This is a genomic window from Arsenicicoccus cauae, from assembly GCF_043162025.1.
Lineage (GTDB): Bacteria > Actinomycetota > Actinomycetes > Actinomycetales > Dermatophilaceae > Arsenicicoccus > Arsenicicoccus cauae.
Genome location: NZ_CP171001.1, coordinates 2,000,529 through 2,016,147, shown reverse-complemented (window position 1 = coordinate 2,016,147; position 15,619 = coordinate 2,000,529). Strand labels below are relative to the sequence as shown.

Sequence of the window (15,619 nt, the reverse complement as noted above, 5' to 3'; positions counted from 1 at the left end):
CGTCTCAGGATCTGTCGTGCGGCGCCGTCTGCCCGGCCCATGGCGGCGGCCCGGTCGGCACGGTGCCTCAGCGCGCGACCTCCCGGTGGGTCGGGTCGACCCTGCGGGTCCAGCCTCGCGCGTCCAGGTGCTCGAGGAGCGGTATGACGACCCGCCGCGTCGTGCCGAGCGCCTGCCGCGCAGCACTCGTGGTGAAGGGCTGGTCCAGGGCCGCCAGCTCGCGCATCGCCAGCGCCGGCCCGCGGGGCAGCAGCACGATGTCGTCGACGAGCCGCACGAGGCGCCCGGCGGTCTCGGCGGCGGCCAGCTCGCGCGCTCCCAGCCCCCAGGCGTCGAGCTGGCCCCGCTCGGGCGCGGCGAAGGGGTGCTCGGTCAGCTGCCGCTCGAGAGCCTGCAGCCCCGGCTCGGCGGCGCCGAGGCTGGGCCGCACGCCGGGGCGCGAGACCTTGCCCTCGCCAACCTCGAGCCCCGCGTCGCGAGCGGCGGCGGTGAGCGTTGCGACGTCCGGGGCACCGGTGAGGCGCCGCGCCTCCTCCAGGCGCAGCCAGGGGTCCAGGGGGACCTCTGCGATGCGGCGCTGGACCGCGGCGAGCAGCTCGGACTGCCACTGCTGCCAGGCGGACTCGCCCACCAGCCACTCCCCCACGTGCCGGACGCCCAGGACGTCCGCGAGGAGGTCCTGGGGCGGCACGCCGAGGACCGCGAGGTCACGGGGGCGCATGGCGCCTCGACGCTCGACCTCGCGGGCGATGTCGACCCGGCGCGGGCCCGAGGGGCCGAGCGGCTCGGTCGACGCGAGGTCTCCCGCGCGCCTGGCCGCGGCGCCGCGTCGTCGCAGCGCGGGCGGGTCGACGTCAAGGACGGTGGCGCCAGCCAGCACCGCGCGACGACCGGGGTCGCGCAGGATGAGGCGGTCCCCCGCCTGCAGCGGGAGGGGCTCGGGCAGGCGCAGCCGGACGAACCCGTCACCGAGGGGCCGGACCCGCGCCGTCCAGGATCCCGATCCGACGTGGGCGGTCAGCTCGCCCGGCAGGTCGGCGGCCACGCAGCCGTGCAGGCAGGCGTCGACCTCACGCGTCCAGTGCCAGGCGTGCGGGGTGACGAGCACGTCGCCGCGGCCCACCGCGTCGACCGGCGTGGACCGCAGGTTGACCGCGACCCGCGCCCGCGCCGGGACCGCGTCGTGGTCCTCGCCGAGCGACTGCAGCCCCCGCACCCGCACCGGGCGACGACCCAGCTCCAGGGCGTCCCCCACCCGCAACGAGCCCTCACCGAGGGTGCCCGTGACCACCGTGCCCGCGCCCGGGATGGTGAAGGTCCGGTCGACCCACAGCCGCACCCGTGCCCCGTGGTCCGGCTCGGGCAGGCGGGCGACGAGACGCCGCAAGGCGGAGCGCAGCTCGTCGATGCCCTCGCCCGTCTCGGCGGACACCGCCAGGGCCTCGCACGCCCCCAGGCTCGAGCGGGCCACGCGCTCCCGGGCCTGGGCGAGCGCGGGCGCGGGGTCGGCCAGGTCGCTGCGGGTCACCACGAGGACACCGTGCCGCAGGCCGAGGGCGTTCACCGCCTCGAGGTGCTCCTCGCTCTGCTCGCGCCAGCCCTCGTCGGCCGCGACCACGACGAGCACCGCCGGGGCCGGACCCAGCCCCGCGAGCATGTTGCCGATGAAGCGCTCGTGCCCAGGCACGTCGACGAACGCGACCCGCTCCCCCGAGTCGAGCGAGGTCCAGGCAAAACCGAGGTCGATCGTCATCCCCCGGCGTCGTTCCTCGGCCCAGCGATCGGGCTCCATGCCCGTGAGCCGTCGCACGAGGCGGGACTTGCCGTGGTCGACGTGCCCGGCGGTGGCGACGATGTGCATCATGCGCCGCTCGACCCCCCGGCGTCGGCCAGGTGGTCGCGCGCCGCCAGGACCGCCGCGGTCACCTCGTCAAGACGCTCCGTCGGCAGGCAGCGCACGTCGAGCAGCGTGCGTCCGCCCTCCACCCGCGCGACCACGGCGGGGCTGCCGAGCCGCAGTCGCTCGGCATACGGCTCGGGCAGGACGACGGCCCATCCGGGCAGGTCCAGCCCCGGCGCCGATCCCCCACCCACCCGGCCGACCGAGGGCACGACCGGGGCCGCCAGCCGACGGCCGAGGTCCTCGGCACGCGTGCGCAGCTCGCCCTCCGGGACGTGGACGGCCTCGTAGGTCGGGGTCGTCGCCGACCCGAGCGTGGCGGCCAGCGCGGCCAGCGTGAGCTTGTCGGCGCGGAAGGCGCGCTGCAGCGGATGCCGGCGCACGCGCTCCACCTCGTCGGCCGCGCCGAGGACGATGCCGGCCTGAGGACCGCCGAGGAGCTTGTCCCCGCTGCACGTGACGAGGGTGGCCCCCGCGCGCAGGGCGGTGTCGGCGTCGGGCTCGTCGGGCAGCAGGGCGTCGGGCTGCAGCAGGCCGCTGCCGATGTCGACCACCAGGGGTAGCCCGGTGTCGCGAGACAACCCGGCCAGCTCGGCCACCGTCGCCTCGCTCGTGAAGCCCTCGACCCGGAAGTTGCTCGGGTGGACCTTGAGGATCGCGGCGGTCCGCTCCGTGACGGCGCCGGCGTAGTCCGCGAGCCGCGTGCGGTTGGTCGTGCCGACCTCGCGCAGCCGCACGCCGGTGGACTCGATGAGGTCGGGGAGCCGGAAGCCGTCACCGATCTCGACCATCTCGCCGCGGCTGACCAGCACCTCCCGCCCCTGGGCCAGCGTGGTGAGCACGAGGCTGAGCGCGGCGGCGCCGTTGTTGACGACGAGGGCACCACCGGCGGCCGGCACCGCGCGGCCGAGGGCGTCCAGGGCGCGGCGACCGCGGCGCGCGCGCACGCCGGTGACGAGGTCGAGCTCGACGTCCGTGCACCCGGCCGAGGCCACCAGCGCCTCGACGGCGGCGGGGGCCAGCTGAGCCCGGCCGAGGTTGGTGTGCAGGACAACCCCGGTCGCGTTGAGGACCTGGGTATGCCGGACGCGCCGCCGCAGGTCGTCGCGCACCGCCGCCACGACGTCCTCCGGGGCGAGGTCGCCACGACGGACCTGGTCCTGCACCTCGCGCACCACGTCCCGGACCCGGTCGCGCCCCAGCGAGGACTGCAGGTCGGCGAGCAGCGGGTCGGCCAGCACGGCATCGGTGCGGGGCACCCGGCGGCGCGGGTCGGTGGTGGCCATGTCTCGACCCTATGCCGCCCGCGCGTCAGGTGGAGCTCTGGCGGACAGCCCACCAAGTCACTCCGAAAGGGTGACCCGACATTCCTTAGTAATGATCAGATTACGCTCAGCAACCATCATGAGGAGGTCGGGCAGGAAGGCCGGGATCGGAGGGGCAGATGGACGGGCACGCGACCGCCGTCCGCCGTCGCCCGTCGGCCACCCGGCGGGAAGCGCTCGTGGTCCGGGTGGTCGGGCTGCTCACCGGCACGGCGTGGCTGGCCGGATGCGTGGCCCCCGTGCTGTCGGTCTCGGGCGCCCCGCCCGGGACGACGTCCCCCGCCCCCGCAGCGCGCACCGTCGCAGGCCGGCCCGTGGACCCGGGCTCACCCACCCCCACGCGGACCGCCCCGGCGGCGCCGCGGCCCCCGGCGCTCCCCCGCCCCACCCCCCTGCACACGCCGGCCCCTCCCCCCGCACCCCTGCCGAAGGTGCCGTCGCGCGCGGCGGTGCAGGGATGGTCGTGCGACCAGCTGGTGCAGGCCGTCAACGGCTCGGCCGCCCGTTGCGCAGAGCCCGGCGACCCGGCCCTGCGCGCCCAGACGGTGGTGGCCGGCGAGTCCACGGTGGGCCTGACGGACGAGCACCAGGTCGTCCACGTGGAGCGCGGGATGAGCACCGAGGACACCTACCTCGTGGCCATGCACGAGCGCGGGCACCAGGAGCTGCGCCAACGGTGCGACACCTGGACCTGCGGCGATGCCCTGGCCCGGGCCATGGGGAGCAGCCGCGGGGCCTGGAACGACGGGCCGTACTTCGCGCGCGTCGTCGAGGCCGGGGCCTCCACGTGGGCGCGCTGTCACGGTGCGGACAACCCGCGCTACGGCTACCGGCTCAGCTGCGAGGACCTGGAGGCAGCCTTCGGCGCGGAGGTGTCGGCGCGCAGGGCCCACGCCCTGGAGCAGCAGGCCTACGACCTGGCCTGGGCCCGCTACCGCGAGGACTACGAGCGCTACCGCCGGGAGTACGACCTCTACGCCGCGCAACCGTGACCGAAGCGCACGACCTTCCGTGACCTTCCGTGACATTCCGTCACCACTATTCACTCAGAGTATTTTTCTGGGTCATAGTGGGCGCGTGACCCGACACACCCGCCCCCGTCACCGTTCCCTCCGCGCCTCGGTCGCCGCCCTCGCCGCGGCCGTCACGGCCGTCGCCCTCGGGCCGGCCTCCCCCGCCTCGCCCGCCCTCCCCTCCTCCGCCGCCGCGCCACGACCGGTCTACGTCCCCGGCACGTCCGTCAGCCAGCTCCAGTCCACCCAGGTGATGGTCGCGGACCGCACCGCGGGCACCAAGGGGACCTGGGCCCGCTACTCCTGGAACGGAGCTCGCTGGGTCCGGGTCAACGCCCCCGCCACCGCCGTCTTTGGCCGCGGGGGCGTCGTCCCGAGCGCGCAACGACGCCAGGGCACCAGCACCACCCCTGCCGGGACCTTCTCGCTCGTGCACGCCTTCGGCGCCGGCAACCCGGGCACCCGCCTGCCCTACCGCCGCGTCACGGGCTGCAGCTGGTGGATCCAGGACCCGGGCCAGCGCGACTACAACCGGTGGCGCGAGTCGTGCTCCGTCCCGGCGTCCGTCGCGCGCTCGTCCGAGCGGCTGCAGTCCTACGTCGACAGCGGGCTCTACCGCCAGGCCGTCGTGATTCGCTACAACTACACGACCCCCGACCGCCACGGCGCCCATTCCGGCGCCGGCATCTTCCTGCACTACGCCCGGTCCTACACCGGAGGTTGCGTCGGCATCGACAGCATGTCCGAGCTGACCGCCACGGTGCGGTGGCTGGACCCGGCGCGCCGTCCGGTCATCGTCGTCAAGGCCTAGCCGCCCGGCGGACCACCCATCTCGACGACACCACGAATGTGGCAGAGGCGGACGGGAATCGAACCCGCCTGCGACGGATGCCGCCGCACACCGGTTTTGAAGACCGGGAGGACCACCAGGCACCTGTACGCCTCCGCGGCAGATCCTACCCGCCGCCAGACCACCTCAGACGCACCCTCGGGGTATCGTCGAGCCATGGCACCGAGCGAAGACGCGAGCAAGGACCAGCGCCAGGACGACCCAGGGCCCAGCGTCAGGGACAAGGAGCTCTACGAGACGCTCCGCGACGAGGGCAACAGCAAGGAGAAGTCGGCGCGCATCGCCAATGCCGCCGCCGCCCAGGGCCATTCGACGGTCGGGGCGCGGGGCGGCGAGCACGGCAGCTATGACGACTGGACCAAGGACGAGCTGCTCGACCGGGCCCGTGAGGTCGGCATCGAGGGCCGGTCCTCGATGAACAAGGACGAGCTGATCGACGCCCTGCGCGAGCACTGAGAGGCGGGTCGTCGATCTACAGTGGATCGTATGACGACCACCGCCCCCGTCCGACTGACCCAGACCGCCCACGGAGGCGGCTGCGCGTGCAAGATCCCCCCTGGCGAGCTCGAGGAGATCGTCAGCGGTCTCGTCGGCGTGGACAGCCCCGAGGGCTCCGAGATGGTCGTCGGTCTGGACGACGGGGACGACGCCGCGGTCGTCCGCATCGGCCCCGGCCAGGCCGTCGTCGTCACCACCGACTTCTTCACGCCCGTCGTCGACGACGCCTACGACTGGGGACGGATCGCGGCGGCCAACGCCCTGTCCGACGTCTATGCCATGGGCGGACGCCCGATCGTGGCCGTCAACCTGGTGGGGTGGCCGCGCGAGGTGCTGCCCGCCGAGCTGCTGCGCGAGGTCCTGCGCGGTGGCCTCGACATCGCCCGCGAGGCGCGCTGCCCCGTCGGCGGCGGCCACTCGATCGACGACCCCGAGCCCAAGTACGGCCTCGCCGTCACCGGTCTGGTCGACCCCGACCGGCTGCTGCGCAACGACCGGGCCCGCGCGGGCCTCCCGATCAGCCTGACCAAGCCCCTCGGCGTCGGGGTCCTCAACAACCGCCACAAGGCGACCGGCGAGCTGTTTCCGCAGGCGATCGCGTCCATGACGACCCTCAACGCCGACGCCGGGCGGGCCGCCGTCGAGGCGGGGGTCGAGGCGGCCACCGACGTCACGGGGTTCGGGCTGCTCGGGCACCTGCACAAGATGATGCGGGCCTCGGAGGTGTCGGCCGTCCTCGACGCCGCCGCCGTCCCCTACCTCGAGGGCGCGCGCGAGGCGCTGCGCGACGGCTACGTCAGCGGCGGGACGCGCCGCAACCTCGACTGGGTGCGCCCGCACCTCGAGGCGTCCGTCGACCAGGACGAGCTGCTGCTGCTCGCGGACGCGCAGACCAGCGGGGGCCTGCTGGTGGTCGGCGAGGTGCCGGGTGCCCCGGTGATCGGCGAGGTCGTGGCGGGCGGCCAGCACACCATCCGGGTGCGATGACCGAGCCGGTCGGCGTCGACGGGCACCTCGCGCGCTCCCGGCAGGGCTGGACGCGGCTGACGCCGCAGGAGGCGTATGCCGCCCAGCGGGCCGGCGCCATCCTCGTGGACACCCGCACGCCCGAGCAGCGGGCCGAGACCGCCGAGGTCCCCGGCGCGCTCGTGATCGACCGGACCGTGCTGGAGTGGCGGCTCGACCCGACCTCCGCGTGGCGCATCCCCGAGGCCACGGGCTGGGACGTCCCCTATGTCCTGCTCTGCCGCCAGGGCTACAGCTCGAGCCTGGCGGTCCGGTCGTTGCGAGACCTGGGGCTGCGCAACGCGTCCGACGTCGTGGGCGGCGTCGAGGCCTGGGTGGCCGCGGGGCTGCCCACCACCACCGAGCCGGCCGACGTGCGCCGCTGATGGCCAGACCGGCCCCGGCCGGCCCGCTGCGGCGCGGCGCGGGCGGTCGGGGCCGGTCGGCATACCGGCCGGGGACCTAGTGTCGACGAGGAGCCTTGGTGATCAACGGGATCACCGCGCCCACGAGCGCGATGACGCCGAGCGTGGTGAAGGCCAGGGTGTAGTTCTTGTCGTTGCCGATGAGCGCGGTCGCGAGCAGCGGCCCGGCCACCCCGCCGATACTCCAGCCGATGAGCATGAGGCCGTAGATGCCGCCGGCGTTCTTGATGCCGAAGAAGCGCCCCGCCGTGGAGGGCATCGTGCCGAAGCCACCGCCGTAGCAGGTGTAGATGATCGCGGCGAGCACGGCGAACATGGCGGCGCTGCCGACGTGCGGCAGCGCGATCAGCGCCAGCCCCTGCAGGCCGAGGATGCCGACGAAGGCCGTCATCTTGCCGATCCGGTCCGACAGCGACGCCCACAGGATGCGCCCGACCCCGTTGAACAGCCCCATGATGCCCACGAGGGCACCGGCGCCCGCCGCGGAGTACCCGGCGATGTCGGTGGCGCTGCCCGCGGCGACCGAGATCAGCGAGATGCCCGCGGTGACGCTGATGGTGAGGACCAGGGTGAGGAGGTACCACTGGGGCGTGCGCAGCGCCTCGTTCTGCGTGAAGTCAGCGCGCCCGCCGGCCGGAGCCGAGGCGGCGGTCTTGGCGGTACTCGCGGCGGGGGCCCCACCCACCGCGTAGCCCTGGGGCGGGTTGCGAAAGACCGAGGCGCCGAGGACGCCGGCGATCAGGTAGGCGATGCCGAGCCACAGGAAGGGCGAGGTCGGGTGCGCCGGGTCGCCCGCGATGAGCCTGGTCGCGAGCGGCGCGGTGATGACGGCACCGAAGCCGAAGCCGCCGACGGCGAGGCCGGTGATGAGCCCGGCCTTGTCGGGAAACCACTTCTGCAGCATGGCGATCGGGACGATGTAGGCCATCCCCAGACCGAACCCCGAGAGCAGCCCGTAGCCCAGCACGAGCAGCCAGAACTGGCCCTCGTCGCGGGCGAACGAGCTGAGGATGATGCCGATCGCGTAGATGACCACGCCGGTCAGGGCGACCACGCGCGGGCCCTTGCGGTCCTGGATGCGCCCGCCGATGAAGGACCCGACGAAGATCATGCCGATGGCGACCTCGAACGGGATCGCGGCCTGCGTCTTGCTCAGGTGCAGCAGCGACGAGTCCGACTGCAGGGCCTTTCCGAAGACGCTCCACGCATAGACGGCACCGATGGCCATCTGCACGAGCACGCCGCCGAGCAGCAGCAGCCAGCGGTTGGGGGTGGCGGTGGGTGCGGGTGCCGCCTCCCGAGTGGTCGAGCTCATCGTGGGTTCCTGTCTATGGAGCGAGGTCGGATGGCGTGCAGAGGGGTCACCCCAGGGTGCGCTCGCCGCGGTCGAGGCGGGCGCGCTGCGGGACGACGGTGTACTTGGGGTCCTTGGCCGAGGCGATCCCGGCGCGGAAGATGGCGAACCGGGTGCACACCGACCCGGCGAGCAGCGCAGCTCCGGCCACGGCGGCAGCGGGCTTGCCGCGCCGTCCGGCGACGAGGGACAGCGCAGCCCCGCCGAGGGTCAGGGCCTTGCTCGCGGTCCACCACCGCCCCGCCTCGCCCTCGTGGAGCAGCTCGGCGCTCAGGCCCATGGAGTGCTCCATGACCTGGGCCGAGCCGAGCTCCCACAGGGCGCCCCCGACGGCGAGCCGCCCTGCGGGCCAAGCCTGCTCGTGGGGCGCGGCGATCATCGCCGCCCCGGCCGCGGCAGCCGCCGCCGAGCCCGCAAAGACCATGGGCAGCTCCTTGTAGGCGCTGTGCCAGGCGGGGGTGGCGGTGTTGCCGAGCAGCACGGCGGTGTAGGCGGCCAGCGGCGGGGCAAAGAAGGCCGCTCCGAGGCCGGCAGGACGACCGGCCCGGCCGAGCAGGCGCGCGGCGGGCTTGAGGGTCTGCGGCAGCACCTCCTCGACGGGCCCGGCCAGCTCGGCCACGGCGGCGACCCCGGCCAGCGGGCCGTAGCCCGCGAGGATCCACGAGCCCACGCTCATGGGGGAGGTCAGCTTGACCATGCGCAGCATGTTGAGGAACCGCTCGGGCCGGCCGAGGTCGGCGACCAGGAAGTAGGTCGCCAGCCCGATCGAGCCGAGGGCCGTCCAGCGCGACTGGCGGCGCAGGCCGGGCAGGTCGGCCAGGTCGGCGCCCGCGGCGAGCAGCGACGAGCCCGCCGCGAGCCCTCCGACGAACAGGTAGGCGGGAATCTCGTCCGACCACGGGGCGGGCTTGACGATGGGTCGGCCGTAGTAGGAGGTGAACTCGGCCTCGGGGACCATCGACTCCTCGCCGCGGCCGTTGCCGGCGAACCGGCGCACGCCGAACACGCCTGATCCACGCCGCGGCCTGCGCGGACCGCGGTCCCCGGGCTCGTCGGGCCACAGGCCCTCGCGCGTCTCCTGCTGGGCAGGGTTGGTCATCGACGGCCTCCGAGGAAGGACAGGGCGACGCCGACGAGCAGGGTCAGACCACCGACGCCGCCCTTGCGGAAGATGTCGGCGAGGTCCTTGGTCGTCACGACCGGGTCCGGCGGCAGGCCGTAGACCTCGGGCTCGTCGAGGAGCAGGAACATCGCCCCCGTCCCCCCGACGCCGTCGCGTGGGTCGTCGCCGTACATCCGGGCGGACGTGTAGCCCTGCTCGTGCAGCGTCGCCACCCGGGCCCGGCCCCGCTCGCGCAGCTCGGTCACGTCACCGAACTGGATGGACTCCGTCGGGCAGGCCTGGGCGCACGCGGGCGTCTGACCCGCCCCGATCCGGTCGTAGCACAGCGTGCACTTCTGGGCGACACCGGCATTGGTGACCTCGCCCTTGCTGCCGGGGCGTCGCTCGATCACGCCGAACGGGCACGCCGCCACGCAATAGCCGCAGCCGTTGCAGATCTCGTCCTGCACGACCACGGTGCCGAACTCCGTGCGGAACAACGAGCCGGTCGGGCACACGTCCAGGCAGCCGGCATGGGTGCAGTGCTTGCACACGTCCGAGCTCATCAGCCAGCGGAAGTCCGGCTTGCCGTCGGCCGCGGGAGCGGCGTCGAGCGCGCCGGGCAGCGACGCGTCGTCCGGCCGCAGGCCCGGCATACCGAGGTCCACCGGCTGGCGACCCAGCACGGTGTCGTCGGCCCGGCCCGGCTGCTCGATGAACTTGACCTGACGCCAGGTGCTGGCCCCGAGGCTCTTGGAGTTGTCGAAGGACGACCCGAGCAGGTCCAGGCCGTCCTCGGGGAGCTGGTTCCACTCCTTGCACGCGACCTCGCAGGCCTTGCAGCCGATGCAGACCGACGTGTCGGTGAGGAAGCCCTCGCGGTCCGGCGCATCCTGCCAGCCAGCGTCGGGCGCCGGGTCCAGCGGGCCGAAGAGGGAGTTGGGCATCAGCGGTCACCGTTCTTGTCGTCGTGTCCGACCTCGGAGGCGCCCTTGACGTCGGCGCCGCTGTCGTCGCGCTCCTTGACCTTGGTCTCGCGCTCCTGCTCGGCGTGGTCCGCGTCCACCCCGGAGCGCAGCTCGTTGCCGGTCTCCTCGGTGACGCCGGACCGTCGCCGGTAGGAGTCGACCAGCTCCAGCAGCTCGGGTCCGCGCGGTCGACGCCCGGGACGGATGTCGCAGGCGCCGACCTTGGACTCCTGGATGAGCACGTTGGGGTCGAGCGTGACGCCCATCAGGTCGTTGGCGGAGTCGCCGCTGACGACGGCGCCCGTGCCACCCGTCGCCCAGTGGTAGGGCAGGCCGATCTGGTGAAAGGTACGCCCGTCGACGGTCAGCGGCTTCATGCGCGAGGTCACGAGGACCCGCGTCTCGATCGCCGACCGCGGCGACACCAACGTGGCCCAGCCCAGGTGCTCCAGCCCTCGCTCGGCCGCCAGCTCGGGCGACACCTCGCAGAACATCTCGGGCTGCAGCTCGGCCAGGTAGGGCAACCAGCGGCTCATGCCGCCCGCCGTGTGGTGCTCGGTGAGCCGGTAGGTCGTGAAGACGTAGGGGTAGACCCCGGGATGCTCCCGGGCCACCTCGTCCTCCGGCGGCCGCCCGCCGGACGGCGCGGTGAGGTTGTCCGGCCGCTCGTAGACCTTGCGGGTGGGGCTCGCCTGCTGGCTGTAGAAGGGGTTGCGGACGCGACCCTCCTGCGGCTCGTAGTGCGAGGGCAACGGCCCGTCGAGCAGGCCCTTGGGGGCGAACAGCCAGCCCTTGCCGTCGGCCTGCATGATGAACGGGTCGTCACCGGCGATGGCGGCGGGCCCGGTGGCACCTTCGGGCGGGCGGTAGGCCGGGTCCCGGTCCGCGGGGAAGTCCGGCACGTCCGGCCCCGCCCAGCGCCCCGCCTCGGCGTCCCACCAGAGGTGCTTCTTGCGCTCGGACCACGGCCTGCCCTCGGGGTCGGCCGAGGCGCGGTTGTAGAGGATGCGCCGGTTGGCCGGCCAGCACCAGCCCCACTCCAGCGCGGTCTCGTCCTGGTCGAAGCGCGGCTTGCGACGGTTGGCCTGGTTGACCCCGTCCTTGAAGACGCCGGTGTAGATCCAGCACCCGCCCTCGGTGGAGCCGTCGGCCTGCATCTCGGTGAACAGCGGCAGGGGCTGACCGGCCTTGTCCCCCGTGAGGTAGCGGCCGTTGATCTCCATCAGGACGGCCTCACCGTCGACCTCGCCGTGCTCGTCGACCGGGTAGTCCCAGGTGAGGTCGAGCAGCGGGCGGTCCCGCTGGTCGGTCGAGCCCGCGAGGCGCCGGCGCAGCCGCACCCCCACCTCGTGGAAGAAGTCCAGCTCGCTCTGGGCATCCCCCGGCGGCAGCACCGCCTGCTCACGCCACTGCAGCATGCGCTGCGTCTGCGTGAAGGTGCCGGCCTTCTCGACGTGCGAGGCCGCGGGGAAGAAGAAGACCTCCGTGCCGATCGTCTCGGGACTGCGCTCCCCCGACTCGATCTCGGGCGAGTCGTGCCAGAAGGTGGCCGACTCGATCAGACGAAGGTCCCGCACGACCAGCCACTTGAGGCTGGCCAGCCCGTCACGCTGCAGCCGACCATGGGCGGAGGCCACCGCGGGGTTCTGCCCCAGCAAGAAGTAGCCCTCGACCTTGCCGTCGATCATGTCCATGGTCGTGCGGTAGGTCCCGTGGTCGCCCGTCAGGCGCGGCAGGTAGTCGTAGCACCAGTCGTTGTCGGCCGTGGCCGCCTCGCCCCACCACGCCTTGAGCAGGCTCACCGTGTAGGTGTCGGCCTTGGTCCAGAATCCCTTCTGGTCGTGGGTGGAGATGGTGCCCAGGTAGTCCTTCAGCGAATCGTGGACCCCGGCCTTGGGCATCGGCAGGTACCCCGGGAGCAGGTTGAACAGCGTCGGTATGTCGGTCGAGCCCTGGATCGACGCGTGGCCGCGCAGGGCCATGACGCCACCACCGGGACGGCCGACGTTGCCGAGCAGCAGCTGGATGATGCAGGCGGTCCGGATGTACTGCGCTCCGACCGAGTGCTGGGTCCAGCCGACGGCGTAGCAGAACGCCGTGGTCCGCTCCCTGCCCGAGTTGCGCGTCATCGCCTGGACGACGTAGTCGAAGTCCTCCCGGGAGATGCCGCAGGTCTGCTCGACCACCTCAGGGGTGTAGCGGGCGTAGTGCCGCTTGAGCACCTGGAAGACGCAGCGCGGGTCCTGCATGGACTCGTCGCGACGCACCCGGTGCGCACTGGGCAGGGTCGGTCCGCCCGAGCCGTGCTCATCCCCGGCTGCGCGCTCCTGCTTGGACGCCTGCGACTCTTCCGTGCCGTCACCGATGTCGGCATACATCCAGGTGTCGTTGTCGTAGCTGGCGGTCTCCGGGTCGTACCCCGAGAAGACACCGTCAAGCTCGTCGACGTCCTGGAAGTCCTCGCGCAGGATGACCGGCCCGTTGGTGTAGGCGCGGACGTACTCCTCGAAGTGCAGGTCCTTGGACAGGATGGCATTGATGATCGCGCCGAGGAACACGATGTCGCTGCCCGCGCGGATGCCGACGTGCCGGTGCGCCAGCGCCGAGGTCCGGCTGAACCTCGGGTCGACGTGGATCACCGTCGCGCCGCGGCGCTTGGCCTCGACGACGTACTGGAACGCAACCGGGTGGGCCTCCGCCATGTTGGAGCCCTGGATCACGATGCAGTCGGAGTTGGCCAGGTCCTGCACGTAGTTCGTGGCACCGCCACGACCGAACGAGGCTCCCAGACTGGGAACCGTGGCGCTGTGTCAAATACGGGCCTGGTTCTCGATCTGGATCGCACCCATGGCCGTGAACAGCTTCTTGATGAGGTAGTTCTCCTCGTTGTCGAGGGTCGCTCCTCCGAGGGCGGCGATGCCCATCGTGCGGCGCAGCGGACGACCGTCGTCGTCGTGGTCCTGCCAGGTGCGCCGTCGCGTGTCGAGGAGCCGGTCCACGACCATGTCGATGGCCTTGTCCCGCTCGATCGACTCCCACTGCGTCCCGAAGGGACGGCGGTAGAGCATCTGGGTCTGCCGGGTCGGGGAGTTGACGAGCTGCTCGCTCGCCGACCCCTTGGGGCAGAGCTTGCCCCGCGAGACGGGCGAGTCGGGGTTGCCCTCGATCTGGACGACCTTGCCGTCCTTGACGAAGACCTTCTGCGCGCAGCCGACGGCGCAGTAGGGGCACACGCTGTGGGCGACCGAGTCCGCGGTGACGGTGCGGGGCTGCAGGGCCGCGGTCCGGGCTGACTGGGCGGCGGCGCCGCGACCGAGCGGGTCTCCGCCGGCGAGCTGACGCACCACCGGCCATGACAGGAAGGTCTTCTTCACGTCCATGGGGCCTCCTTGGTTGCGCTCACCCTACGACGAATTCCGGGACCGTGCCACGATGCTCGCGCGGATGTGCGCTGGCATGCTGGGGGGATGCCCCGTGGACGCCGGATGTTCCTCGCCGTGACCCCGCCGGAGGAGGTGCTCGCGGACCTCGAGGCCTTCCTCGAGCCCCGCCTGGACGCCGACCCCGACCTGCGGTGGGCGCGGCCCGAGCAGTGGCACCTGACGCTGGCCTTCCTGCCGTCGGTGTCCCCCTCGTCCCTGGAGCGGCTCGAGGAGCGGCTCGACGAGCTGACCCTGCAGACGGAGGCCTTCGACCTGCGGCTGACCGGGGGCGGGGCCTTCCCCGGCACGGCGGACGCCCGCGTGCTCTGGCTGGGCGTCGACGACCCGCTCGACGGCCTGGCTCCCCTGGCCCGTCTGTGCCGCTCGAGCGCCAACGCGGCGGGCACGCAGGTCGAGGGCGGGCCCTTCCGGGCGCACCTGACCCTGGCCCGGCTCGGGATCGCGCGCGACGTGCGTCGCTGGCTGCAGGTCCTGGACACGTATGCCGGACCGACGTGGACCGTGGACACCCTCACGCTCGTGGAGTCGCACCTCGGCCAGGGCGCCGGTGGCCGTGCCCGCCACGTCGAGCACGCCACCCACCCCTTCGCCTGACCGCACGGCGACGGGCGGCATGCCGAGGTGCTGACCACCGACTCGGCATACCGCCCGGACCCGAGGCGCAGGCGCGCCGCGACGCTCGGTCGTCGTCTGGGGGAGGCGTGGGGTGCTCCAATGTCTGGGTGAGCGTGCCGGTCTGGGCGTGCACGAGCTGCAGGCTCTGCACGCCCTGGCCGTTGTTGATGACGAGCAGGTGGCGCCCGCCCAGGCTGCATCCGGGTGAACGATGGAGGGCAGGTGACCCTCCATCCGTCGACGTAGGACAGGCTCCGCTGCGCCGGTTGCGTCGGTGGCCCCGCCGATGCGGTCAGGCTGCCGCCGCCATGATGGAGTGGGGCCCATGACGACCCCCTGGCAGCCTCTGGCCGACCGCGTCCTGGCGGCGCTGCGAGAGCAGCTCGGCGACGACCTGGTCGGCGTCTATGTCCACGGCTCCGCAGCGCTCGGAGGCTTCGTCCGGGGGCGCAGCGACCTGGACGTGCTGGCCGTGGTGAGCGAGGGCGAGGGCGAGGGCCAGCCCCACGAGCGTGACTGGGCGGCCGTGGGCGCCGCCGTCTCGACCGTCGGGGATGAGTGGACCCCCTTGGAGCTCAGCGTGATCCGTCGTTCCCTGGCCGAGTCACCGCACGAACCGTGGGATTTCGCGGTGCACGTGACGGCCTCCGATGGGGCGCAGCCGGACTCGCGGGTCGTGCTCGACCGCGGCGACGGCGACCCGGACCTGCTCCTGCACCTCGCGGTCGTGCGGGCGGCCGGCATCGCCCTGCACGGCCCGGCGCCCGCCGAGCTGGTCGGGGCGATCGACCGGGACGAGGTCCTCGCGCAGCTCGTCGACGAGCTGAGGTGGGGCGTCGACAACGCCGACGAGGGCTATGCCGTGCTCAACGCCTGCCGGGCGCTGAGGTTCGCCGAGACCGGCGAGCTGGTGAGCAAGGTCGACGGCGCCGAGTGGCTGCTCGAGCAGCGCCCCGAGCATGAGGTGGTCGTGCGCCGGGCGCTCGACGCGCAGCGTCGCGGCATACGGCTGGACGGGGCGACCATGGCCGGTCGCGCGCTGGTGCAGGACGTGCTGGACGACCTCACCTGGGCCTGACCCACACACCTACCCCCGGTAGGGGCATCGACCGGCCCCCGTC

13 protein-coding genes and 1 tRNA gene are annotated in these 15,619 nt (G+C 73.2%); 7 read left to right on the top strand and 7 right to left on the bottom strand.

What is annotated here, in order from left to right:
- Window positions 1-67 precede the first annotated feature (67 nt).
- Together selB and selA are read right to left on the bottom strand one after the other, a co-directional pair.
- A complete protein-coding gene (selB, locus tag ACF3NS_RS09410) occupies window positions 68-1,864 on the bottom strand; it encodes a selenocysteine-specific translation elongation factor (RefSeq protein WP_353889942.1) in 1,797 nt (598 codons plus the stop codon).
- The gene (selA, locus tag ACF3NS_RS09405) at window positions 1,861-3,186 is read right to left on the bottom strand and encodes an L-seryl-tRNA(Sec) selenium transferase (RefSeq protein WP_288798229.1); all 1,326 of its coding nucleotides are present in this window, start codon (window positions 3,184-3,186) and stop codon (window positions 1,861-1,863) included. Before selA ends, selB begins: the two co-directional genes overlap by 4 nt.
- 158 nt (window positions 3,187-3,344) lie before the next feature.
- Here selA and ACF3NS_RS09400 point away from each other — a divergent pair, with 158 nt between their 5' ends.
- Window positions 3,345-4,217 carry a hypothetical protein gene (locus tag ACF3NS_RS09400; RefSeq protein ID WP_392465703.1) on the top strand — a complete coding sequence of 291 codons (873 nt, stop codon included), beginning with the start codon at window positions 3,345-3,347 and terminating at the stop codon, window positions 4,215-4,217.
- Window positions 4,218-4,302: 85 nt separating this feature from the next.
- Complete coding sequence (locus tag ACF3NS_RS09395; protein WP_392465701.1) at window positions 4,303-5,049, top strand: hypothetical protein; 747 nt, start codon at window positions 4,303-4,305, stop codon at window positions 5,047-5,049.
- A 39-nt stretch (window positions 5,050-5,088) separates the two neighbouring features.
- Here the strand turns inward: ACF3NS_RS09395 and ACF3NS_RS09390 are convergent.
- Window positions 5,089-5,184: transfer RNA gene (locus ACF3NS_RS09390), tRNA-Sec, on the bottom strand.
- Between the two features lie 60 nt (window positions 5,185-5,244).
- On the opposite strand from ACF3NS_RS09390, the gene ACF3NS_RS09385 reads away from it, so the two are divergent.
- The 3 genes from ACF3NS_RS09385 to ACF3NS_RS09375 are packed head-to-tail and all read left to right on the top strand — an operon-like array spanning window position 5,245 to window position 6,977.
- The gene (locus ACF3NS_RS09385; RefSeq protein WP_392465699.1) at window positions 5,245-5,544 is read left to right on the top strand and encodes a Rho termination factor N-terminal domain-containing protein; all 300 of its coding nucleotides are present in this window, start codon (window positions 5,245-5,247) and stop codon (window positions 5,542-5,544) included.
- Window positions 5,545-5,574: 30 nt separating this feature from the next.
- Entirely contained in the window at window positions 5,575-6,573 is a 999-nt protein-coding gene (gene selD / locus ACF3NS_RS09380) for a selenide, water dikinase SelD (RefSeq protein WP_392465697.1), read from the top strand.
- On the top strand, window positions 6,570-6,977 hold the full coding sequence (locus ACF3NS_RS09375) for a rhodanese-like domain-containing protein (protein ID WP_392465694.1): 408 nt from the start codon (window positions 6,570-6,572) through the stop codon (window positions 6,975-6,977). The genes selD and ACF3NS_RS09375 overlap by 4 nt, the downstream gene beginning before the upstream one ends.
- A gap of 76 nt (window positions 6,978-7,053) precedes the next feature.
- Here ACF3NS_RS09375 and ACF3NS_RS09370 read toward each other — a convergent pair whose 3' ends face one another.
- Genes ACF3NS_RS09370 through fdh form a run of 4 tightly spaced genes read right to left on the bottom strand, consistent with a single transcriptional unit; the run spans window position 7,054 to window position 13,820 of the window.
- The gene (locus ACF3NS_RS09370) at window positions 7,054-8,331 is read right to left on the bottom strand and encodes an OFA family MFS transporter (protein ID WP_392465692.1); all 1,278 of its coding nucleotides are present in this window, start codon (window positions 8,329-8,331) and stop codon (window positions 7,054-7,056) included.
- Window positions 8,332-8,377: 46 nt separating this feature from the next.
- The gene (gene nrfD / locus ACF3NS_RS09365) at window positions 8,378-9,469 is read right to left on the bottom strand and encodes an NrfD/PsrC family molybdoenzyme membrane anchor subunit (RefSeq protein ID WP_392465690.1); all 1,092 of its coding nucleotides are present in this window, start codon (window positions 9,467-9,469) and stop codon (window positions 8,378-8,380) included.
- Window positions 9,466-10,419 (bottom strand): 4Fe-4S dicluster domain-containing protein, encoded by a 954-nt coding sequence (locus tag ACF3NS_RS09360; RefSeq protein ID WP_392465688.1) that lies wholly within the window; start codon window positions 10,417-10,419, stop codon window positions 9,466-9,468. The genes nrfD and ACF3NS_RS09360 overlap by 4 nt, the downstream gene beginning before the upstream one ends.
- On the bottom strand, window positions 10,419-13,820 hold the full coding sequence (gene fdh, locus ACF3NS_RS09355; protein ID WP_392465685.1) for a formate dehydrogenase: 3,402 nt from the start codon (window positions 13,818-13,820) through the stop codon (window positions 10,419-10,421). Before fdh ends, ACF3NS_RS09360 begins: the two co-directional genes overlap by 1 nt.
- 87 nt (window positions 13,821-13,907) lie before the next feature.
- Here fdh and thpR point away from each other — a divergent pair, with 87 nt between their 5' ends.
- Together thpR and ACF3NS_RS09345 are read left to right on the top strand one after the other, a co-directional pair.
- Window positions 13,908-14,477, top strand: coding sequence for an RNA 2',3'-cyclic phosphodiesterase (thpR, locus tag ACF3NS_RS09350; protein ID WP_392465684.1), 570 nt, complete (start codon window positions 13,908-13,910; stop codon window positions 14,475-14,477).
- 346 nt (window positions 14,478-14,823) lie between these two features.
- Window positions 14,824-15,576, top strand: a complete 753-nt coding sequence (locus tag ACF3NS_RS09345; RefSeq protein ID WP_195849184.1) for an aminoglycoside adenylyltransferase domain-containing protein — start codon at window positions 14,824-14,826, stop codon at window positions 15,574-15,576.
- The last annotated feature ends 43 nt before the right edge of the window (window positions 15,577-15,619 follow it).